Annotated in this window: 24 protein-coding genes and 1 pseudogene; 4 read left to right on the forward strand and 21 right to left on the reverse strand. The window is 64.1% G+C overall.

Going from position 1 to position 21,008, the window contains the following annotated elements:
* Positions 1-14: 14 nt before the first annotated feature.
* The 12 genes from AC0WRY_RS36555 to nac all read right to left on the reverse strand — a co-directional run bounded on the left by AC0WRY_RS36555 (position 15) and on the right by nac (position 9,706).
* Positions 15-878, reverse strand: a complete 864-nt coding sequence (locus tag AC0WRY_RS36555; protein WP_128930136.1) for an ABC transporter substrate-binding protein — start codon at positions 876-878, stop codon at positions 15-17.
* Positions 879-914: 36 nt separating this feature from the next.
* Complete coding sequence (locus AC0WRY_RS36560) at positions 915-1,649, reverse strand: amino acid ABC transporter ATP-binding protein (protein WP_128930135.1); 735 nt, start codon at positions 1,647-1,649, stop codon at positions 915-917.
* Positions 1,650-1,687: 38 nt separating this feature from the next.
* Positions 1,688-2,440: an amino acid ABC transporter permease gene (locus AC0WRY_RS36565; RefSeq protein WP_128930134.1), complete on the reverse strand. Its 753-nt coding sequence runs from the start codon at positions 2,438-2,440 to the stop codon at positions 1,688-1,690.
* A gap of 1 nt (position 2,441) precedes the next feature.
* Positions 2,442-3,143: an amino acid ABC transporter permease gene (locus AC0WRY_RS36570; protein WP_128930133.1), complete on the reverse strand. Its 702-nt coding sequence runs from the start codon at positions 3,141-3,143 to the stop codon at positions 2,442-2,444.
* Positions 3,144-3,156: 13 nt separating this feature from the next.
* Complete coding sequence (locus tag AC0WRY_RS36575) at positions 3,157-3,924, reverse strand: SDR family oxidoreductase (RefSeq protein WP_128930132.1); 768 nt, start codon at positions 3,922-3,924, stop codon at positions 3,157-3,159.
* An 83-nt stretch (positions 3,925-4,007) separates the two neighbouring features.
* A complete protein-coding gene (locus tag AC0WRY_RS36580) occupies positions 4,008-4,799 on the reverse strand; it encodes a LamB/YcsF family protein (protein ID WP_128930131.1) in 792 nt (263 codons plus the stop codon).
* Positions 4,796-5,221 carry an acetyl-CoA carboxylase biotin carboxyl carrier protein gene (locus tag AC0WRY_RS36585; RefSeq protein ID WP_128930130.1) on the reverse strand — a complete coding sequence of 142 codons (426 nt, stop codon included), beginning with the start codon at positions 5,219-5,221 and terminating at the stop codon, positions 4,796-4,798. The genes AC0WRY_RS36580 and AC0WRY_RS36585 overlap by 4 nt, the downstream gene beginning before the upstream one ends.
* Entirely contained in the window at positions 5,218-6,204 is a 987-nt protein-coding gene (locus AC0WRY_RS36590) for a 5-oxoprolinase subunit C family protein (protein WP_128930129.1), read from the reverse strand. Before AC0WRY_RS36590 ends, AC0WRY_RS36585 begins: the two co-directional genes overlap by 4 nt.
* On the reverse strand, positions 6,201-6,860 hold the full coding sequence (gene pxpB / locus AC0WRY_RS36595; protein WP_128930128.1) for a 5-oxoprolinase subunit PxpB: 660 nt from the start codon (positions 6,858-6,860) through the stop codon (positions 6,201-6,203). Before pxpB ends, AC0WRY_RS36590 begins: the two co-directional genes overlap by 4 nt.
* The gene (accC, locus tag AC0WRY_RS36600) at positions 6,857-8,209 is read right to left on the reverse strand and encodes an acetyl-CoA carboxylase biotin carboxylase subunit (protein ID WP_128930127.1); all 1,353 of its coding nucleotides are present in this window, start codon (positions 8,207-8,209) and stop codon (positions 6,857-6,859) included. Before accC ends, pxpB begins: the two co-directional genes overlap by 4 nt.
* A gap of 4 nt (positions 8,210-8,213) precedes the next feature.
* Positions 8,214-8,654: an acetyl-CoA carboxylase biotin carboxyl carrier protein gene (locus AC0WRY_RS36605; RefSeq protein ID WP_128930126.1), complete on the reverse strand. Its 441-nt coding sequence runs from the start codon at positions 8,652-8,654 to the stop codon at positions 8,214-8,216.
* A gap of 113 nt (positions 8,655-8,767) precedes the next feature.
* The gene (gene nac / locus AC0WRY_RS36610) at positions 8,768-9,706 is read right to left on the reverse strand and encodes a nitrogen assimilation transcriptional regulator NAC (RefSeq protein WP_128930125.1); all 939 of its coding nucleotides are present in this window, start codon (positions 9,704-9,706) and stop codon (positions 8,768-8,770) included.
* Between the two features lie 172 nt (positions 9,707-9,878).
* On the opposite strand from nac, the gene AC0WRY_RS36615 reads away from it, so the two are divergent.
* Positions 9,879-11,087, forward strand: a complete 1,209-nt coding sequence (locus tag AC0WRY_RS36615; protein ID WP_128955156.1) for an aspartate transaminase — start codon at positions 9,879-9,881, stop codon at positions 11,085-11,087.
* Between the two features lie 26 nt (positions 11,088-11,113).
* Positions 11,114-11,779: an RraA family protein gene (locus AC0WRY_RS36620; protein ID WP_128930123.1), complete on the forward strand. Its 666-nt coding sequence runs from the start codon at positions 11,114-11,116 to the stop codon at positions 11,777-11,779.
* 261 nt (positions 11,780-12,040) lie between these two features.
* Here AC0WRY_RS36620 and AC0WRY_RS36625 read toward each other — a convergent pair whose 3' ends face one another.
* From AC0WRY_RS36625 to AC0WRY_RS36635, 3 genes and pseudogenes are all read right to left on the reverse strand, one after another.
* Positions 12,041-13,252 carry an ABC transporter substrate-binding protein gene (locus AC0WRY_RS36625; protein ID WP_128930122.1) on the reverse strand — a complete coding sequence of 404 codons (1,212 nt, stop codon included), beginning with the start codon at positions 13,250-13,252 and terminating at the stop codon, positions 12,041-12,043.
* 50 nt (positions 13,253-13,302) lie between these two features.
* Positions 13,303-13,627: pseudogene (locus AC0WRY_RS36630) on the reverse strand (2Fe-2S iron-sulfur cluster-binding protein).
* 12 nt (positions 13,628-13,639) lie between these two features.
* Positions 13,640-14,863 carry a cytochrome P450 gene (locus AC0WRY_RS36635; protein ID WP_128930121.1) on the reverse strand — a complete coding sequence of 408 codons (1,224 nt, stop codon included), beginning with the start codon at positions 14,861-14,863 and terminating at the stop codon, positions 13,640-13,642.
* 83 nt (positions 14,864-14,946) lie between these two features.
* Here AC0WRY_RS36635 and AC0WRY_RS36640 point away from each other — a divergent pair, with 83 nt between their 5' ends.
* The gene (locus tag AC0WRY_RS36640) at positions 14,947-15,450 is read left to right on the forward strand and encodes a MarR family winged helix-turn-helix transcriptional regulator (protein ID WP_128930206.1); all 504 of its coding nucleotides are present in this window, start codon (positions 14,947-14,949) and stop codon (positions 15,448-15,450) included.
* A gap of 642 nt (positions 15,451-16,092) precedes the next feature.
* Here AC0WRY_RS36640 and AC0WRY_RS36645 read toward each other — a convergent pair.
* Both AC0WRY_RS36645 and hypB read right to left on the reverse strand, forming a co-directional pair.
* Positions 16,093-16,779, reverse strand: coding sequence for a sulfite exporter TauE/SafE family protein (locus tag AC0WRY_RS36645; protein WP_128930120.1), 687 nt, complete (start codon positions 16,777-16,779; stop codon positions 16,093-16,095).
* A 15-nt stretch (positions 16,780-16,794) separates the two neighbouring features.
* Positions 16,795-17,463: a hydrogenase nickel incorporation protein HypB gene (gene hypB, locus AC0WRY_RS36650; protein WP_308421687.1), complete on the reverse strand. Its 669-nt coding sequence runs from the start codon at positions 17,461-17,463 to the stop codon at positions 16,795-16,797.
* A gap of 18 nt (positions 17,464-17,481) precedes the next feature.
* Between hypB and AC0WRY_RS36655 the strand changes: the two genes are divergently transcribed.
* Complete coding sequence (locus AC0WRY_RS36655) at positions 17,482-17,826, forward strand: hypothetical protein (protein ID WP_308421686.1); 345 nt, start codon at positions 17,482-17,484, stop codon at positions 17,824-17,826.
* Here AC0WRY_RS36655 and AC0WRY_RS36660 read toward each other — a convergent pair.
* Genes AC0WRY_RS36660 through AC0WRY_RS36675 form a run of 4 tightly spaced genes read right to left on the reverse strand, consistent with a single transcriptional unit; the run spans position 17,772 to position 21,005 of the window.
* Positions 17,772-18,113 carry a hydrogenase maturation nickel metallochaperone HypA/HybF gene (locus AC0WRY_RS36660; protein WP_128930118.1) on the reverse strand — a complete coding sequence of 114 codons (342 nt, stop codon included), beginning with the start codon at positions 18,111-18,113 and terminating at the stop codon, positions 17,772-17,774. The two genes, AC0WRY_RS36655 and AC0WRY_RS36660, sit on opposite strands and share 55 nt — an antisense overlap.
* Positions 18,114-18,121: 8 nt before the next feature.
* On the reverse strand, positions 18,122-19,189 hold the full coding sequence (hypE, locus tag AC0WRY_RS36665; protein WP_128955154.1) for a hydrogenase expression/formation protein HypE: 1,068 nt from the start codon (positions 19,187-19,189) through the stop codon (positions 18,122-18,124).
* Positions 19,186-20,316 carry a hydrogenase formation protein HypD gene (hypD, locus tag AC0WRY_RS36670; protein ID WP_128930116.1) on the reverse strand — a complete coding sequence of 377 codons (1,131 nt, stop codon included), beginning with the start codon at positions 20,314-20,316 and terminating at the stop codon, positions 19,186-19,188. The genes hypE and hypD overlap by 4 nt, the downstream gene beginning before the upstream one ends.
* Positions 20,313-21,005 (reverse strand): D-sedoheptulose-7-phosphate isomerase, encoded by a 693-nt coding sequence (locus AC0WRY_RS36675; RefSeq protein WP_128930115.1) that lies wholly within the window; start codon positions 21,003-21,005, stop codon positions 20,313-20,315. The genes hypD and AC0WRY_RS36675 overlap by 4 nt, the downstream gene beginning before the upstream one ends.
* Positions 21,006-21,008: the final 3 nt, after the last annotated feature.

The raw sequence follows: 21,008 nt of genomic DNA on the forward strand, positions 1-21,008 counted from the left end.
CCCCGGTGCACCGGTTACGGCAACGGCGTGAACTTAAGTTGGCCGAGCGGCACGACTTTGTCGGTGCGGGTCATCTTGAACTCGGTGTTCGGGCCGAGCCACTTGTCCCAGAGCTGGTTGATCTCACCTGCCTGGTCGAGTGCGAGCAGTGTCTCGTTGATCTTGGCGAGCAGCGCCGGCTCGTCCTTCTTCATGCCGATGCCGATCGGTTGCAAGACCATGGGCTCATCGATCATCTTCAGCGGTTGGCCAGCGGACTTCGATTCGTTGACGAGCTTGGTGATGGTCATGGTATTGGCCACCATTCCGACCGCCTTGTTCTGCTGGACGGCCATGAAAGCCGAGCCGGTGTCGACGAAAGTGAGGGGATCCGACTCATTCAGCTTGATCGCGAGCTCGGAGGTCGAGCCCTTGGTCGAAGCCAGACGTTTACCTTTGAAGTCGGCCTTCTTGGTTCCTGGATCCGAAGCCTTCACCGCCAACATCTCCTTGGCGAGATAATAGGGGTCGGAGAACTGGATCTGCTCGGCGCGGCCCAGCGTATAGGCGAGATTGGCGACTGTGATGTCGACGCGGCCGAGCTTGACCTCGGGCACCCGCGCCTCGACCGAGAGCGGGCTGATCTTCGCCTCGACGCCCCAGCGCTTGGCAATGGCTCTGCAGAGGTCGACATCAAAGCCAACCATCTCCCGCGTTTTCGGATCGGGCGCGGCAAACGGGGGTACGTCGGCGAAGGTGCCGCAGCGCAGCTCTTTGCGCTGCATGATATCGGCCAGCTGATCAGCCATGGCCACGCTGGCAAAGCAACTCAGGCCCGTGGCAACGATGGCGGCGCGGAGCACGCATTTTCCAGTCTTAGTCCCGATCCCGATCGACATTTCGAACTCCCTGTTTTGCAATGATGGCAGGCGTTGTCATCGTGCCCGCAGATCCGACAAAAAGCGCTGCGCACGCGGATGCTGCGGCGAGCCGAAGAACGCGCTCGGCGACGCCGATTCCAGCAGGCGCCCGGCATCCATGAACCAGACACGATCAGCGACATCGCGTGCGAAATTCATCTCATGGGTGACGCACATCATGGTCATGCCATCGCGAGCAAGTCCCCGCATCACCGCCAGAACTTCGCCGACCATCTCCGGGTCGAGCGCGCTGGTCGGCTCATCGAACAGCATCGCCGGCGGCTCCATGGCCAGCGCTCGCGCGATCGCGACACGCTGCTGCTGGCCGCCGGACAGCTGCGCCGGATAGTTCTGCGCCTTGCTGGAAAGGCCTACCCGGTCGAGCAACTGAAGCGCGATCTCCCTTGCCTTGCTCCGTTTGATGCCGTTCACCTTCACAGGCGACAGCATCACATTGTCCAGCACGCTGAGGTGTGGAAACAGATTGAAACTCTGGAAAACGAAGCCGATACGGCTGCGCAGGTGGTTCATTGCCAAGCTGCTAATCTTCGCATGAACATTCTGTCCGTCGAAGCGCAGCACTCCGGATTGGATCTCCTCAAGCCGGTTGACGGTGCGGATGAGCGTCGACTTGCCAGAGCCCGAGGGGCCACATACCACGACCACCTCGCCCTTTTTCACCTCCGCGTTGATGTCGACGAGGGCGGGCAGCGAACCGTAGAACTTGTTGATGCCAATGAATTCAATCATCGGAGTTGCCGTACTGTTCGAGGCCTGGTTTGACATGATCATGTCCTCGATGCGGCTGCCAAAGCCGGCGCTGCAGCACCATCCATCGACCTGGCGCGCCGAACGGCAATCCGACGTTCGAGCGTGCTGGCCAGCTTAGTGAGAGTCCAGCAGACGACGAAATAGATGATGGCGAGTATGAAGTAGACTTCGAACGGCTTGGTCAGAAGCCGGTTGTTGATCTGTCCCGCCGCGAAGGTCAGCTCTGGCACGTTGATGATGTAGCCCAACGTCGTCTCTTTGATGGTGGAGACGAACTGGCTGATGATGCTCGGGATCATGTTGAACAGCGCCTGCGGCAGGATCACGTAGCGCATCGCGCCGAGGTGGCTGTGGCCGAGCGCCCGCGCCGCGTCCATCTGCCCTCGCGGCAATGCCGTGATTCCGGCTCGCACGATCTCACTGAGAAAGGCCCCCTCGTAGATGACCAAGGTGGCGAGCATGGTCACGAAGCCGGGAACGCTCTCGCCGATCAGGAGCGGCAGCAGGAAATAGACCCAGAGGATGATCAGCAGCAGCGGAACGCCGCGCACGACATAGACCAGCGCCGTCGCCGGCCAGCGCAGCACGGGCCAAGGCGATAGACGCGCGAGCGCCATCGCCACGCTGAGCGGGAATGCCAGCGCAATTCCAAGAATCGACAGGATCAGGGTCGCGGCGATCCCGCCGAGCGGGCCGTTCGGAAACTGGCCGACCAGCAGCAGCAGCCAGTTGTCGCTGACGATGCCTATCATGTTGAACAGGAGCGTCATGTCAGAGCGCTCCCGCCATGCGGCTGCGCCGCTCGAAATAATAGCCAAGCCACATCAGGAGCAGCGAGCACACGAGGTAGAAGACGGTCGCGATCAGGTAGGTCTCGAAAGCGCGGAAGCTCTGGTTTTCGACCTCCTTCACCGCATGCGTGAGCTCGGTGACGCCGATCGCCATGGCAAGACTGCTGTTCTTGAACAGCGACACCGTGTGGTTCACCAGCGCCGGCATCGCATTTCGGACCGCCTGCGGCAGCAGGATGTAAGTCATCGCGCCGAGATAGCTGTGACCCAGCGCGCGAGCGGCCTCCCACTGGCCCTTGGGCACGGCGCGCAAGCCCGACCGATGGTCTTCGCTGAAATATGCGGCCTGACACAGTCCGAGCGCGATCACCGCGAAGATTGCCTCGCCGTTCTGATCGGACAGCCAGACCTGGAGCCGCTCGGGCAGCAGGCTGGAGACACCGAAATACCAGAGCATCAGCTGCACCAGTGTCGGCACGTTGCGGTGATAGGCAACGTAGGCCTCGACCAGGGCGTCGGCGATCCGGCCCGGCAGCATTCGAATTGCAAGGAGGGTGATACCGAGGCTCATGGCGAGCAGCCAGGAGCCTGCGAAGATGATGAAGGTCATCTTCACCCCGTGGACGAGCATGCGGCTGAACTCGGGGTTCAGCAGGATCGCCATGAGGTCGAAGCCCTTCATCGCACCCTCCGCTCTAGGTGACGGCTGGAGGGCTGGCGGGGTGCTCGGGACGGACCGTCGACAGTCCGCCCGGCACCTGCAGGGTCGGTGTGATCTCGATATGGCCGATGTTTACCGCCACTGGCGCGGCAATGGCGAAAGCGATCGTGTCGGCGATGTCCTCCGGTTTGGGCAGCTCGAATCCGTCGATGAAGGCAGCGCGGGTCGCGGCGGAGTCGCCGTGGACGTGAGCGAAGATATCGGTCTCGACCCGCCCCGGGCAGATCTCGGTGATGCGAACACGCTTGCCGAAGGCATCGATCCGGAGCTGACGGGACAGCATGCTGACCGCCGCCTTGGTGGCGTGGTAGGTCGAGTTGCCGCCGAAATTATAGGCGCCGGCGATTGAAGTGATGTTCACGACGTGACCGCGGTCGCGCGCCACCATGCCGGGCACGACGAGGCGGCACAGATGCAGGACGGCCCCCAGATTCACGCCGAGCAGTAGCTCGATATCCTCGGCATCCGCCTGCAGGAATTTCTTGGGCCGGTCGACGCCGGCGCAGTTGACGAGAACGTCGAATTCGACGCTGCCGGCGAGCTTGGTAAGCGCAGGCAGATCGCGAACGTCGACGGCATGGGGAATGCAGCCGGTGCGATCTGCCAGCGCCTTCAGTGGATCGGCGCTACGCGCCAACGCGTGCACCTGCAGTCCCTCGCGCGCCAGGCGCTCGACGACGGCGAGGCCGATGCCTGACGAGGCGCCGGTGACGAGAGCCGTCCTGTAGTCGGAAAATGGCATCTGAGTCCTCGCTGTTCTCCAGAGGCTACCGACGGAGCAGTTCCGCCGCCAAGATGGAATCACTTTGGCGGGATAAGGGGCGCTTATGATGGGCCACGCCCGGGGCCGCCGGCGATCAGGTGCGACACCGGCGCGATCTCGCCACCGGCGGTCTCGATCGCCGCACGGATCGTCCGGGCGAACTCGACCGCGCCCGGGGTGTCGCCATGCAGCAGGATCGATGTGGCCTGCATCGGCAGCGCCCGGCCGGTCGCGGTGATGACGACGCCGTCGCAGAGCAGGCGCTGCACCCGTTCGAGCACGAGCGCCGGGTCGTGAATGACCGCGCCGGCCGTGCCCCGTGGCACGAGCAGTCCGTCATCGTCGTAGGCGCGATCCGCGAGGAAAGTGGTGGCGACGCGCAGGCCGCAGGCCGCCGCCGCCCCCTCGATGGCGCGGCTGGTCGACGATACGATGAGGAGCTCTCGATCGAAGGCGGCGACAGCGCGGACCAGCGGTTCGGCGAGTTTGGCGTTGGCGGCCACCATGTTGCCCAAGGCGCCGTGGAAACTCATGTGGGTCATGCGGTAACCGGCTGCGCGGACGATCCCTGCAAGCGCGCCGAGCTGATAGGTGACCATCGCCGCGAGCTCGGTAGGATCGATGTGCATCGCCCGGCGGCCGAAGCCCTGGCGATCCGGGAAGCCGACATGGGCGCCGACATCGACACCCCGCGCCTTTGCCGATTCCACGGTGCGCTGCATGATCAGCGGGTCGCCCGCGTGAAAGCCGCAGGCGATGTTGGCCGACGAGACGAGGCCGAGCAGAGCGTCGTCGTCGCCCATGGACCAGGGACCGTAGCCCTCGCCCAGATCCGCATTGAGATCGATCTTCATTCGGCGTCACTCCCGTGCGGCTGCAATCCGATCAGCGGCGCGCCGTATCCCACCGTCGCGCCATGCTCGGCGAACGTCTCGACCACCATGCCGTCCTCCGGGGCCGGGACCGGAAGCAAGAGCGGTCCGATCTGGAGAAAGGCGAGCGGCGTGCCGGCCGCAACTTCGTCGCCGACGGCGACCGATGGTTGCGAGCGCAATGGATGGCGGTCGAGGTAGAGACCCGGCACCGGTGCCCGAATGATCTGCGTGGGGGAAGAAGACAGCGCCGCCGTCGCAGCCTCGATCATTTCGACTTCGACTCGGGCGCCGTCATGCCGCAGGCGCAGCACCCCGGCTGGGCCTTTCAGCTCGAGCAGGCCGATGTCGGTCGCCGCGAGGAAGGCGCAGAGCTGGTCGACATGGTCGAGCGGGTTGGTCATCGCACCGCTCCCTGGTTGCAGTAGAGCTCGACCAATCGGCGGGCGTTGCTCAGCCAGCGCCGGGTCGCCGCCGACGCGTCCAGCGCCTCGTCCCAGCTGCACAGCACGAAACGAATCCGGCTGCCGATGGGAGCCTGGCCGAGGCGCCAGAGGTCGGCGTCGATGACGGTGCCGATCTTGGGATAGCCGCCCGATGGCTGCGCATCGCGCATCTGGATGATCGGCTGGCCGCCGTGGGGGACCTGGATCACGCCTGGGACAATGCCGTGGGAGCGCAGCTCCATGGGTCGCTGCGGCCTGAGTTCGGGGCCGGCGAGACGATAGCCGTAGCGGTCGCTCTGTGACGTAATCTTCCAAGGCTCGGACCATAGCGCCTCGTGGGAAGACGGCGTGAAGCTATCGTATTCGGCAGCCGGCAGCACCCGCACGGCGGTCAACCCGTCCACCTCCAATGGCAAGGCGAGGCCGGGCGGCGTGATGCCGAAGCCTGTCTTGGCGCGACCGGGGGGCTCGGCAATTGGCAACCGATCGCCGTCGCGCAGCGGACGGCCCTCTAACCCGCCGAAGGCGCCGCGCAGCTGGGTACTGCGTGAGCCGAGCACCGAGGGAACATCGATCCCGCCCGCGATGCACAGGTAGACGCGGCTGGCGCGCCAGGTCGCAGTTGAGGGAACGGCGAGCGAGAGGACCTGGCCGGCATCGGCGCGGTGCGCCCACCATGGTAGCACTGGCGCCTCGTCGAGCCGCGGCGCGCAATCCGCGCCGGTCACGGCGAACACCGTCGAATGGGTGAAGCGGACGCGGAACGGGAACAGCGGTATCTCGAGGGCTGCCGCATTCTCCTCGTTGCGCAGCAGGATGTTTCCAGCGGCGAGCGCCAACGGGTCCATCGCACCCGATGTCCCGACGCCGAGGTTGAGCGCGCCGGTGCGGCCGAGATCTTGCACCGTGGCGAGCGCGCCGGCCGACAGCACCTCGATCATCGCAGCACCCGGATGGTTTTGAAGCGGATGCAGTCACCGGGCTGCAGCAGCGCTGGCGGCGTGCGCTCGACATCGAAGAATGCGACCTCGGTGCTGCCGATCGTATTCCAGCCGCTCGGCCCATCGGAGGCAGAGACGCCGGTCTGACTGCCGCCGATGGAGACGGCGCCGCGTGGGATGCGCAGCACCGGCACCTTGCGCCGCGGCGTCGCGATGCGCTGGTCCATGCCACCGAGATAGCAGTACCCGGGATGGCTGCCGAGGGCGTAGACGGTGTAAGTCGGTGCGCTGTGGATCGCGACGATATCGTCGACGCTCAATCCGGTGTGGGCCACGACATCGGCCATGTGCGGGCCGCCGTCGCCGCCATAGACCACCGGCAGATCAAGGCAGCGCCCGGCGACAGGAAGCGGCTCGAGGGCGTGCCACAGCTCGATCAGTCTGTGCTCGATTTGTCCCCGGTGCCGCGGCGGCTCGGCGAAAGCGATCATGAGGTTGTTCATGCCCGGCACGGCCTCCCGAACGCCGGGCAGACGGCCCGCCTCCAGCGCCAGGGCCCAGATGCGGCACTGCGTCGTCAGCGAGGTCTCGCCCGGAGCTTCGAACAGCAGCGCGGTCGTTCCCAGCAGGCTGAGTTGTGGCAGGTCCGTCGTCATGCCTTGCCGCTCCCGCACAACTGCTGCTCGAGATGGTGAATGCTGACGCCGCCCCTGATGAACGCGGCATCCCTGACGAGCCGCCGGTGCAGCGGCAGGTTGGTCGCGATTCCTTCCACGCGCATTTCGTCGAGGGCGATGCGCAGCCGGTCCAGGGCCTCGGCGCGATTCGCGCCGTGCACGACGAGCTTGCCGATCAGCGAGTCGTAATATGGCGGCACGCGATATCCGCTGCTGGCATGGCTATCGATGCGCACGCCGGGGCCGCCGGGGAGCTCCCAGGCGGTGATCACACCGGGGGACGGCACGAACGTGTCGGGATCTTCGGCGTTGATCCGGCATTCGAAGGCATGACCGCGGCAGACGATGTCGGCTTGCGCGAACGGCAGCGCCTCGCCCTGAGCCACACGAATCTGCGCCTCGACGATATCGATCCCAGCGGTCATCTCGGTGACGGGGTGTTCGACCTGCAGGCGCGTATTCATCTCGATGAAGTAGAACGCGTCATCCTCGACGAGGAACTCGAACGTGCCGACGCCGCGGTATTCGAGCTGCCGGCAGGCCTCCGCGCAGCGCTCGCCGATCTGCGCCAGCACGTCCTGGTCCAGTCCCGGTGCCGGCGCCTCCTCCAGCACCTTCTGGTGCCGTCGCTGCAGCGAGCAATCGCGGCTGCCGAGCCAGACGGCATTGCCATGGGTATCGGCAATCACCTGGATCTCGACATGTCGCGGCCGGCGCAGGAATTTCTCGATGTAGATCGCGCTGTTGGCGAAGCCGCGCCGCGCCTCTTCCCGCGTCACGGCGATCGCATCGATGAGGCCAGCCTCGCTCTCCACCATGCGCATGCCGCGTCCACCGCCGCCGCCCGCCGCTTTCAGGATCACGGGGTAGCCGATCTGCCGCGCGGTTGCGCGCGCGAGATCGAGGTCGTCGCCGAGCGCCGCATCCGGACCGGGTACGCAGGGAACGCCGGCGGCGCGCATCGCCCGCTTGGCCGCGACCTTGTCGCCCATGACGCGCATCACCGCGGCCGTCGGGCCGATGAAGGTCAGGCCGGCAGCTTCGACCTGCTCGGCGAAGCCAGGGTTCTCGGACAGGAACCCGTAGCCCGGATGGATCGCCTCCGCTCCGCTGACCTCGGCGGCGAACAGCAACGCCGTCTGGTTGAGATAGCTCTGCGCTGCCGCGGCCGGCCCGATGCAGATGGCCTCGTCGGCATGATGCACGTAGGGCGCATCGCGATCGGCCTCCGAATGGACGACGATGGTGCGCAGCCCGAGCCGCCGGCAACCACGCTGGATGCGCAGCGCGATCTCGCCCCGGTTGGCTATGAGGACCGAGCCGAACATGTGCCTACCTGATCCGCATCAGTTCTTGCCCGGCCTCGACCTCCTGCCCGGTGGAGACGAGAATTGCGATCACGGCGCCGTCCCGATCGGCACGGACCTCGTGAAACATCTTCATGGCTTCGATGACGCACAATGTCGTGCCGGCGGTGATCGCCTGGGCCACCGTGACGAAGGGCGGCGCGTCAGGATCGGGCTGCAGATAGGCAACGCCAAACAGCGGCGCGACGACGCCATCCGCCGCGGCGTTGACCGGTGCCGGTTGCGCAGGCTCGGGACGGCTCGGGGGGCGCGCCGTGGCGGCGACCACTGGCACCGCCGGCCGCGATTCGGTCGGCTGCGGTCGGCGCACCAGCCGCAATGACATGCCGCCCTGGCTGAACTCCATCTCGGCCAGATCGGAAGCCGCCATGGCGTCAATCAGTGACTTGATACGATCGAGATCCATGCTCCGGCCGTTCGTCGAGGTCGGCGCCCGCGGCGTCGCTACCTACCGACGAACGCTACCGCTGGCGGTCTTCCCCGACCAAGACGGTTTGGCTTTGCCCATATAAGAGAGCGCTATGACGCTTTCTGCGCCCGCTCCTCGGCGACGACGAGATTGCCAGGCAGCCCAGCAACGAGCTCGAGCAGGATTTCCTTGATGGCCTGGGCCGGCTCCGATAGCGGCAAATGATCGGACTGGCACAATGCCAACGGCGCCTCGATGATCGGATCGACGATGCGGGACTGCCAGCCGCCGCAGGAGCCCGCCACCTGTCGGGCCATCGATTCCGGCAGGATCGTCGCGCCGAGCCCGTCGGCGATCACCGCCGTCAATGTGCTCGCCGATTCGATTTCCGCGACGACCTTCGGCGCCTGACCGATCGCCGCAAAGGCTTCGTTCACCATCTTGCGCACGACGTTGTAGGGACGGGCGAGATAGAGATCCATGTCGGCCAGCGCTGGCACGCTGATCTCGCCCGGCGGGGCCATCATGCTGGCGGGGCCGACCACGTAGAGCTGTTCGCGCAGCAGCGGCACGAACGAGAGGCCATGAACGGCCGTCTTGCCGCCGTAGAGCACGGCGAGATCCATCCGGCCGTTCATGACGAGCTCCGAGAGCGTCGTTCCGTAGGTCTCGTTGAGGTAGAGCAGGATGCCAGGGTGGCGGGCGCGCACGGTCCGCAGCAGCGGCAGCGCGAGTCCGGCCGCGGCCGTTCCAGGCGCAAGTCCGACGGCGACCGCACCGGAGATGCTCTTGGCCGCCGCGCTCATATCGGCGCGCGCCTGCTCGCATTGACGCAAGATGAGCTGCGCGTGGCGATACAGCACCTTGCCCGCTTCCGTGGGCACGACGCCGCTTTTGGTGCGCACCAGGAGCTGCTGGCGGACCTCGCCCTCCAAGGTCGCGAGCTGCTGGCTGAGCGCCGGCTGCGCGACATGGAGCACATCGGCGGCCTGCGTCAGGCTGCCGACGTCGACGATCTTCACGAAATACTGAAGACGCCTCAGATTCACCTTGTCCCTCGGATCGATCGGCGCAGCGGCCTTCCCGGCTGCGCGGCATTCAACGGGGCGCCGAGGAGGAATCCAACCATAAGATATGCCTATCAGGCCAGATTGAACTCGTGTTGGTCAGCGCCGGCGGCTGTCTTTAGCGTCGCACCTCTCCAGACCGGGGTCAATTGCCATGAACCGTTCTCGTATTTCCGCGCGCGTCAGACGCATCAAGCCTTCGCCCAGCACGGCGGCTGCGGATCGGGCGAGCGCGCTCAAGCGCGAGGGCAAGAGCATCGTCAGCCTTGTGGTCGGCGAGCCGGATTTCGACACGCCCGCGCATATTCGCACTGCCGCCGTCTGGGCGATGGAGAAGGGAGAGACGCGGTACACGGTGCTTGCCGGCACGCTGGAGCTGCGCCAGGCGATCGTCGCCAAGCTGAAGCGCGAAAACGGCCTCGTCTACGATCCCGCGGAGATCGTCGTCACCAACGGCGCCAAGAGCGCCATTTACAGCGCGCTCGAAGCGACCCTCGAGGCCGGCGACGAGGTGATCATCCCAGCGCCCTATTGGGTGTCCTATCCGGACATGGTGCTCGCCTGCGAAGGAATACCTAAGATCGTGGCCTGTCCGGAAAGCCAGAGCTTCAAGATCTCGCCGGCCCAGCTGGAGGCGGCGATCTCGGAGAAGACGCGCTGGCTGTTGATCAACTCGCCATCGAACCCGACCGGCGCAAGCTATTCCGCAGCGGAATATCGCGGGATTGCCGAGGTTCTCGCCCGCCATCCGCATGTGCTGGTCATGACCGACGACATCTACGAACACATCCGTTTCGACGGCGAGAGTACGCCGCATCTGCTCAACGCAGCACCCGAGCTGCGTGAGCGCGTCCTCGCCATCAACGGCGTATCCAAGACCTATGCGATGACCGGCTGGCGCATCGGCTGGATCGCCGGCCCCGCGGACCTCGTCGGCGCGCTGAATACGCTGCTGTCGCAGGCCTCGGGCAATGCCTGCTCGATCAGCCAGGCGGCGGCGGTCGCGGCGCTCACCGGCGACCAGAGCTTCGTTGGCGAGACCGTTGCGACTTATCGGGCGCGTCGCGATCGCACGCTCGCGCGTATCAACGCGATCCCCGGGCTGAGTTGCCGGCCGCCCGACGGAGCGTTTTATCTCTACGTCAATTGTGCAGGCCTGATCGGCCGGACAACGCCGGCCGGGACTCGCCTCGAGAGCGACAGTGACGTCGTGATGTACTTGTTGGAGGCGGCCGGCGTGGCCGTCGTCCAGGGCACCGCCTACGGTCTGTCGCCATTCTTCCGTGCCTCGATCGCGACATCGCAAGCGGCGCTCGACGAAGGCACGGATCGCATCGCCCGTGCAGTTGCCGAGCTGCACTAACCTGAAATTGATCGAAAGCATCCTCCATGACCAATCCCGGAATCGTCAGAAACCCCTCCGCTCCCCAGGTCGACCCGTCCACCGTCGCCAAGCTGCGGAGCATCGCGGTGGCGCTGCTGAGCGATCAACTGCACCGCAACTGCGGCAGCATCGGTCTTCGCGCCTACCATTCGCCCGCCCCCATGGCCGGCACGGCGGTGACCGTGAAGACGCGTGGCGGGGACAACCTCGCCATTCTGCGCGCCTATGATTTCTGCCGGCCCGGAGACGTCATGGTGGTCGATGCCGGCGGAGACACTACCAACGCTCTGGTCGGTGGCATCATGACCTTCGCCGCCGCTTCGCTGGGTCTCGCCGGCATGGTGCTCGATGGCGCCATTCGGGACGCGGCCGAAATCGGCGCACGAGCTTTTCCCGTTTATGCCCGCGGCGTGAACCACCGCGGCCCCTACAAGGACGGTCCAGGGGAGATCAACGTGCCGATCACGGTCGGCGGTATGGTGGTCAATCCGGGAGACGTGATCGTCGGGGACCAAGATGGACTTCTCGCCTTCCCGCCCGGTCTTGCCGCAAGCGTGATCGAGAAGGCGATGGCTCAACATCAGAAGGAGGAGGCGACGATGCAGGCCATTCGCGAGGGCCGCTGGGACCGTTCCTTTGTCGACGCGCTGGAAGCGCGCTGCGCCAATTGAGCGCGTTTCTGCCTCTGTTAAAGCTTGCTGCGGCGTCTTCACGCCAGAACAACCGCAGAGCCAGGTGAACTCTTGAGATAAGGACACCGGGCGGAGTCACGGATATGCGCTCTTGAGATCATGGCTCGCGGCGCAGCCCGGACAGCGAAATCGCAACCCCGGCCGCTACCAACCAGCCAGTTCGCAGGTACTTCCTGCAGGCTGGAAACGCCGCACCAAAACGTGAAGCGTGCCAATGTCCTGGTTACTCGGCAGCGCTCCCTACTTCACCAACGCACAGCCGCCCTCCACCATTGGCCGGAACGCCTGGTCTGCCGGGATCGTCGAAACAAGCTTGTAATAATCGTACGGATATTTCGTCTCCTCCGGCTTCTTGACCTCGAACAGGTACATCGGATGCACGACGCGGCCATCCTGACGGATCGCGGTATCGCCGAAAAGCCTATCGTGGCCTTTGAACGTCTTCATCTGCGGCACGACGTCCTTGGCGTTGTCGCTGCCAGTAGCGGCGACCGCGTTGAGGTAGGCGAGCGTGGAGGCGTAGACGCCGGCTTGATTGCCGCTCGGCATTTTGCCGTTCATGCCGGGGCGTGCCGCAAAGCGTTTGGCGAAGGCACGGGTGTCGTCGTTCATGTCCCAGTAAAAAGCCTCCATGAGTTGCAGTCCTTGAGCGACCTTCAATCCCATTCCGTGGACGTCGTTGATGAAGAGGAGGAAGGCAACGAGCTTCTGTCCGCTCTGCTGGATACCGAACTCAGCCGCCTGCTTCACCGCGTTGATGGTGTCGCCGCCTGCATTGGCAAGCCCGATCACCTGGGCTTTCGAGCCCTGCGCCTGAAGCAGGAAGGAGGCGAAGTCAGAAGTGCCGAGTGGATGCTTGGAGGAGCCGATCACCTTGCCGCCATGCGCCTCGATATATTTCTGCGCTTCCGCCTCGATGCCTTTACCGAGCGCGTAATCGACGGTGAGGAAGTACCACTCCTTGCCGCCGTGCGACATCATTGCCGCCGCCGTGGTGTTGCCGGTCGCCCAGGTGTCGTTGACCCATTGGATGGTGTTGGGCGAGCAGGCCTTGCCGGTTAGGTCGGCGCTCGCGGTGGAGGACGCCAGGAACGTCATCCGGCTGTCGCGTAGCACATTGTTGATGGAAAGGCCCACCGCCGAGTTCGGCACGTCGACGATGGCATCGACACCTTCAACATCGAGCCATTTTCGCGCAATGGCCGAGCCGACGTCCGCCTTGTTCTGATGATCGGCGTAGACGATTTCAACCTTGACGTCCTTGCCGCCGCCGGCGAAATCTTCCGCCGCCATGCGTGCGGCTTCGACCGAGCCCATGCCGTTGGTGTCTTGGAATATGCCGGAGATGTCGTTGAGCACGCCGATACGCACGACGCCATCCGAAATCTCCGCGTTCGCGGCGCCGACCCAAAAGCTTGCGGCAAGCGCAATGGTCCACCCCAGGTGCTTCATTCTTTGTCCTCCCTCACTCCCGCGAGTCGGTCGTTGCCGAAAACTGGAACCTAGACCTGCCGCTCCGGCAGACGCAGCACGAGACCGTCGAGCTCAGACGTGATCCTGATCTGGCAGGACAGCCGGCTCGTCGGCCGCCGCTCCGCGGCGGTGCCATCGAGCAGCGCGTCCTCGTCGTCGCGGACGGCCGGCAATCGCGCCAGCCAGGGCGTCGTCGACATAGACATGGCAGGTCGCGCACATGGCGTTGCCGCCGCACTCGGCGAGGATGCCGTCGAGGCCGTAGCGGGTTGCCGCCTGCATCGCACTCTCCCCGTCGCTGGCGTCGAGGTGATCGCTATTGCCGTTGGAATGAACGAAAGTAATGGCTGGCATCAAAGGTCCTCGTCAGGCCGGGGTGATGGATATCGGCAGGCTCTCTAGCCCGCGCAGCGTGTTGTTGTAGCGGCGCTCGACGGGACCGGAGATTTCGATCGATGCAACCCTTCGCGCGATCGCGGACAGCACCACCTCACCTTCGAGCCGCGCTACCAACTGGCCAACGCACATGTGAATGCCGGAGCCGAAGCCGACATGGCCCGAAGTCTTGCGGGTGATGTCGTAGCGATCGGACTCGATCCAGCGGCGCGGGTCGCGGTTCGCCGCGCCGAGGAACATCAGGACCTTCTCGCCCTCGCCGACGCGCGTGCCGCCGATCTCGACCTCGCGCGTCGTGGTGCGGAAGAAGGTCTGCACCGGGCTTTCGAAGCGAACGGCTTCCTCGAAGGCGTTGCGCGCCAGCGACGGATCGGCCCGCAGCCGCGCGAATTCCTTCGGAAAGCGTGCCAGGCAATAGAGAGCGGCTCCGATGCCATAGACTGTGGTGTCGAGGCCTGCGGACAGCAGTGAGCGCACGAGCAACGGCGCCTCATCCGACGTGATCTCGCCAGTGTCGGAGAACGCATGGATACAGGCGCCAAAGCCGCCAGGCTTAAGATTCGGTCGCTGGCACTGCTCGGCGACATAGGCCTGGTGCGGCGCCGATCGCTCGATTGCGGTCTGACGTAGCTCGTTTGGCGGGCCGAAGGCATTGAAGACGAGACCAGCATAAGGAATCAGGTGCTCGCGCCCTTCCGCCTTCAGTCCGAGCGCATCCGGAAATACAGACAACGGATAGGCCTCTGCGAGATCGGCGACCGCATCGAATTTGCGCCGCTGCAGCAGCTCGTCGATCTTGGCTTCGGCCGCCAAAGCGAAGCCGTCGCGGATCCGCTTCATGGTCGCGGGCGACAGCACCTTTGACAGCACGGCGCGGGTGCGGGTGTGCGCGGGGGGATCGGCCTCCAGGATCAGGCTCGGCGGCCGCCAGGGCTTTTCCTTCTTGAAGTCGGAAAGACCGACGCCGCGGCTGGAACAGAAGGTCTGGGGATCGTTGAGGACTGAATAGACCTCGGCATAACGCGCCACGCCGTAGACGTTCCATTTATCGAGATAGACGACAGGGCCGGCCTCTCGCAGCCTTTCATGGGTCGGATAGGGATCGTCGAAGAACGAGATCGCGAAGGGGTCGACGTCAAGGTGTGGAATGGCCATTGGACCGGCGGTCGAAGCACAGGCGCTCGGTACAGTCATTGCAGTCCTCGCAAATTTGGGCTTGTGAAGCGTTCGCGCATGTCCTTATTTCTGGAGCAGCGCATGAAGCGAGCCCCGACGTGATGCAGCCACCGACCAGCAAATCGAGACACAACACCGCGACTGAAGGCGATGCGCCGCTGCTCGATCTCGACCGCTACATCCCGGCTCTGATCACCTTCATCGCCAATAAATTGTCCAAGAGCGCGAACGCGTTCTATCAGCCCGCGTTCGGCGTCAACGTCACCGAGTGGCGCATCATTGCCCTGCTCGCAATCGAGCCAGGCATTCCGGCCGCCCGCATCTGCCACGTCATCGGCTTCGACAAGGGGCCGGTGAGCAGGACGCTCGCCGCCATGGAGAAGCGAGGCCTGATCGCGATCCGCATCGACCCGAATGACGGCCGCACCCATTCGATCTCCCTGACAGCGAAGGGGCGCACCACCCACGACAAGGTGATCGCCGTGGCGCTTGGGCGCGAGCGGCGGCTGCTGTCGTGCCTTTCCAGGGATGAGCAGGAAATACTGATCGGGCTGCTGCGCCGTTTGCATGAAAATCTCGGCGCGGTGACGGATACCGATAGCTAAGCCAGGGCGCACAGCACGATGTGCACGCAAGGCTTCGTTACCTTCACGCTTGCGCCGGCGTTTGCTGGCGATACCATCCCTGCCGAACATCGGTCCTCCCAGGAAAGGCGTAGCGGTTGTCCCGCCATCTTCCCTTGCGCGAAGGTTCGCATGAATTAGTTGCCTAGGCAACAAAAAACCTTTGCCTCCGGCTTGAACCCTCCCTTCCTTATTCGCGAACCTCTCCTGGTTCGCGGATAGGCGGCAACCGCTTATAGACCCTTTGTCGATTGCGAGGGGCCGACAATCCGCCGTCTGGCAGAGCATCCTGGCAGCGCGCGCGGCGAGATGCTCAATGTCGAGCCATCGGAAAGGATCGCTACTAACATAGAGGCCAAGTTCGAGACGGCGCTAGCGGTTTAATGTCAACCCGGGACTGCCGAGAGGATGAAGAGATAAAGTCCGTAAATGCGAGAGCGAAGGGAGCCGCCGTCATTGGGAGCTTGCTGGCTCGCGCAGCGTATCTACCGGGTCGCACCCAAGCGGCACGACCGAGGAGAGCAGCGCGCTGCTAGGGGCGGTCGAGACACCCCCGGTATCGATTCTCCGGACCATCCTTAGAAAAAAGACGCATTCAAATGGCGAAGGGTAGCTGACCTCTCGCTAGCCAGCGGCGGCGACTGTTCCATAGATGGTCAAGAGGCCAAGTCCCATCGCGATGTTTCCGATAACGAACTGCAAAGACCGGTTGACCCAAGTTAAGGTTCGGGCTGAGATGACTAAGGGAACCGCAATCAGCGACGACAGTGCGGCCATCCCCATCATCGAGCCCATACCAAATAGTAACACGTAAAGTATCCCCGCTAGATGGTTCGGCGCTTGTGAGACGGTTAAGACGAGGAGCGCGGCTGAGCCTGCCATCCCATGCATGAGCCCGACCGCCAGCGTCCGCCAGCGCGCACCATGGTCATGATCATGCGCGCGCGCCTCAGGGCGCCAAATTTCGCTCTTGTGACTAGGAGCACGAAAATCTGAGATGTGATGGTGAACATGGACACGTTCGCGCCATAAGCGCCATATGACGTTGCTTCCTAACAGAATCAACATGAAGCCGACGGCCGCCTCTAGCGGTTGCGAAACGCCCGGCGGAATTGCATATCCGAGCACCAAAGCCGCCCCGGAGAACAGGAACAAAGTGATGGTGTGTCCAATTCCCCACGTCAACCCATGCTTGACGATCTCGCCCACATCGCTGCGGCGCGCCGCAATGCTCGATACCGCCGCAATGTGATCGGCCTCGAGCGCGTGCTGCATGCCCAGCAGCAGTCCCAGCCCCAATATTCCGAACATGGCAAGATCCAATCATCAAGAGGGAAATACGGTGTCCTTCAGCAACTTGCTTTGCCGTCGTATCCAACCGTACCACTCCTCAAATCCTGCGCCGTTTCTGGCCGAGACCTGCAGAACCTCGATGGCCGGGTTGACGTCTCTGGCGTATGCCACCGCGCGATCGACATCGAAATCCACATGCGGAAGCAAGTCGAGCTTGTTCAAGATCATGAGGTCAGCCGACCGGAACATGTGAGGATATTTGATCGGCTTGTCCTCTCCCTCGGTCACTGAGAGGATGACGACCCTTGCATGTTCGCCAAGGTCGAACATCGCAGGACAAACTAGATTTCCGACATTCTCGATCATCACGATCGATTCCGGCGGTGGACGCAGCTCTGAAAGAGCGCGCGCAATCATGTCGGCCTCGAGATGGCAACCCGTGCCCGTATTGACCTGGACTGCTGGGGCGCCTGCGCGTCGAATTCGCTCCCCATCATTGGCCGTCACCTGGTCTCCTTCGATGACGAAGAGATTGACCTCGTGATGAAGGTCGCCAATGGTTCGCTCCAGCAGCGTGGTCTTGCCGGCGCCGGGCGAGCTTGCGAGGTTCAGGGCCAGGATTTCGCGACCGGCGAACCAGGCCCGGTTCCTTGCTGCCAAAACGTCGTTCTTGGCGAGGATCCGGGCTTCCAGATCGAGCACCAGGCCCGCAGCTTCGTCATGATTGGTATGCCCGTGTTCGTGGGCATGGTCATGCGAATGTCGGCGTCCATGATGTCCGTGATCATGATGGTCATGATGATGGTGATCATGGCCGTGTCCAGCGTGAGAGTGGACGTGGGCGGGATCATGGTCATGCGAATGGGCGTGAGCAACGCCATCCGCGTGGACATGGAAATGATCATGCAGGTGCTCACCGGTCTCCCCACCGCCCAGGCTCGCTTCATGTCCGGTCTGGAGATTGATCACCGTGGCACCCGCCTTGGCGCCGCAACCGCAATGTCCGCACATCAGGCAGCCTCCCCTTCGATCTCCATGCTTCTGATCTTCAATTCCTCGCCCTGAAGGCGCGTAAACTGCCGCGAGCCACAAGGGCACGGCGCAAACAGGCTCGCCTGCTCGAATTCCGAACGACACGTCGCGCACAGCGCTCGCCCGGCCACGCGCCTGATGTCGAGCGCTGTGCCGTCAAGAGGCGTCCCGCGGGCGACGGTCTCGAAGCAGAATGCGATCGCCTCTCCCATCACGCCGGAGAGATCTCCAACATCGACGGTGATGCGGCGGACCTTGCGGCCCTTGGCGGCATCGCTGACGATCGCCACGATGTTACGGGTGATGCCGAGCTCGTGCATGGGTCCTCTCAGCAGATCCGAGGCAGCTGTTCGCCGACGAGCATGTCGACCATTCGGTGTCCGCCAAAGCTCGTCCGCATCATGACGCGGCTATCCTGGTCCGAGGTGATCCGGCCGATACGGGCGGCATCCAAACCCAGTGGATCTCGCCGCATGGCAGCCAGCGCGGCTTCGGCCTGATCGGGGGGAACGATCACGACGATCTTGCCCTCATTGGCGAGATAGAGCGGATCGAGCCCAAGCACCTCGCAGAACGCCTTCACTTCCTCGCGGATCGGCGTCATGCCCTCCTCGATCTCGATGGAGACCCCCGAGCCGTCCGCGATCTCGTTCAGCACCGTCGCGACGCCGCCGCGCGTCGCGTCCCGAATGAAGCGAGTGCCCGGTGCGGCGGCGAGGATCGCGCCGATCAGCTCGTGCAGACAGGCGCAATCGCTGGCGATCGGCGTCTCGAGCGCCATGTCGCCGCGGGCGCACAGGATGGCGGCACCGTGGTCACCCAGCAGTCCGTTCACGAGGACGGCGTCGCCGGCGCGGGCCTTGTCCACGCCGAGCGCGAGCGAGGCAGGGATCGCGCCTACGCCCGTGGTCGTGATGAAGATCTTGTCGCACGCTCCCCGTGGCACGACCTTGGTGTCGCCCGTGACGATCTGCACCCCCGCTTGCGAAGCCGTTCGCGCCATGGAAAGCGCGACCTGTCGCAAGAGATCGATCTGCACGCCCTCCTCGATGATGACCGCGCAGGACAGATACATGGGCACCGCCCCGCCGACGGCGAGATCGTTCACCGTGCCGCAAACCGCGAGCTTTCCGATATCGCCGCCCGGGAAGAACAGGGGATCGACCACGAAGGAGTCGGTCGTAAAGGCGAGCCTGTCGCCATGGGCTGCGAAGACCGCCAGATCGAACCGCGCCTGATCCTCGAGCGGCTCACAGGCGTGCTCGCCGAAGGCCGTCAGAAACACGTCGTCAATCAGGTCCTTCATGGCTTTGCCGCCGCCGCCATGAGCCAGCGTCACCGAGCTGACATTGACTTTGCCGCGCGTGCGCGTCTTGACGAAGGGGACGAAATTCATACGACCTCCGCTTGGCGCTTTTGGCCGCCATACTGGTAGTAGGCAGCACAGGCTCCTTCGGAGGACACCATCAGTGCTCCGAGAGGCGTTTCCGGCGTGCATGAGGTGCCGAACACCTTGCATTGCCACGGCTTGAGTGCGCCCTTCAGCACCTCGCCGCACTGGCACGATTTCGGGTCGGCGATCCTGACGTTGGGAATCGCGAATTTGCGCTCCGCGTCGAAATGCACATAAGCATCGCGCAGGCGCACGCCGGAATGATCGATCGATCCAAGCCCGCGCCACTCGAAGAACTCGCGCAATTCGTATACTTGGGCCACCGCGCGCAGCGCCGCGTTGTTGCCCTCGCTCGGCACGACGCGGGCATACTGGTTCTCGACCTCGACCCGCCCCTCCGCGATCTGCTTCAGCAGCATCCAGATAGACTGGAGGATGTCGAGCGGCTCGAAGCCGGCGACCACCATCGGCTTGCGATAGAAATTGGCGATGAACTCGTAAGGAGCCGTGCCGATCACCATCGACACGTGGCCGGGCCCGAGGAAGCCGTCGAGCTGCAGGCCGGGACTGTCGAGGATCGCCTTGATGGTCGGAACGATCGTGATGTGGTTGCAGAACACGGAGAAGTTCCGGATCCCCTCGCTCTCCGCCTGCAGGATCGTCAATGCGGTCGACGGCATGGTGGTCTCGAAGCCGAGGCCGAAGAAAACGACCTCGCGAGCGGGATTGCGCCGAGCGAGCTGGAGCGCGTCCATCGGCGAATAGACCATGCGCACGTCGGCACCATCCGCCTTGGCCTGCAGGAGGCTCTTCCGCGAGCCGGGCACGCGCATCGCGTCTCCGAAGGTTGTGAAGATGACCTTCGGGTTCTCCGCGATCGCGACGCAATCATCGACCCGTCCCATCGGCAGGACGCAGACCGGACATCCCGGACCATGAACCAGCTCGATAGCCTTGGGCAACATGCCCTCGAGCCCATAGCGGAAGATCGAATGGGTGTGCCCGCCGCAGACCTCCATCAGGTAAAGCGGCCGGCCCTCCGGAAGTTTCATGCCGGAAACCAGCGACTCGATCTCGCCGATGAGTACGCGCGCCTTTTCGCCGTCGCGGAATTCGTCGACATATTTCATGCCACGGCTCCCTTCGTTCGCGCCGATCCCCGGTCGTCAGCCAAGAGCGTGTGAACGAGATCCCAGAGGATGTGGTAGGCGGTTACATGGCACTCCTGGGTGCGATGGATCGACGTCGTCGGGACGACCAGGCAATGGTCGACGACACCCGCGGTTTTCATCTTTCCGCCGTCGCCGCCCGCAAGCCCAATGGTCACGAGGCCCATCTCCTTCGCCTTGGCAAAGGCGGCCATCAGGTTCGACGAATTGCCGCTGGTGGAGATGCCAATGAGCGCATCGCCTTTCCGCCCCTGGGCCACGATCTGGCGGACGAAGACGTGATCGAAACCGAGGTCGTTTCCGACCGCCGAGATCATCGCCAGATCGGCGACGAGGTTGGTTGCGGCCAGTGCGGGCCTGCCCGCCGTGATCGGGTGGACGAACTCCACGGCGACATGCGAGGCGTCGCAGCTCGAGCCGCCATTGCCCATCGAGAATAGCCGTCCGCCGTTGCGATAGACATCCGCGACCGTTTTCGCCGCGGCGATCAGCACCGCGGCGTTCTCGGCAAAGAAGCGCGCATTGGTGTCGCGCGAATCGCGTGCCTTCTCTTCGACCGAGAGCAGGAGGGCGGCATCCAGCCGCGCCGGCTCCTGCTGTCCGCCATGCAGAAACGGATAAAGTTCCTTCAGGTCGCTGTTGCCTGACATGGC

The organism is Bradyrhizobium sp. T-12 (genome assembly GCF_058314695.1).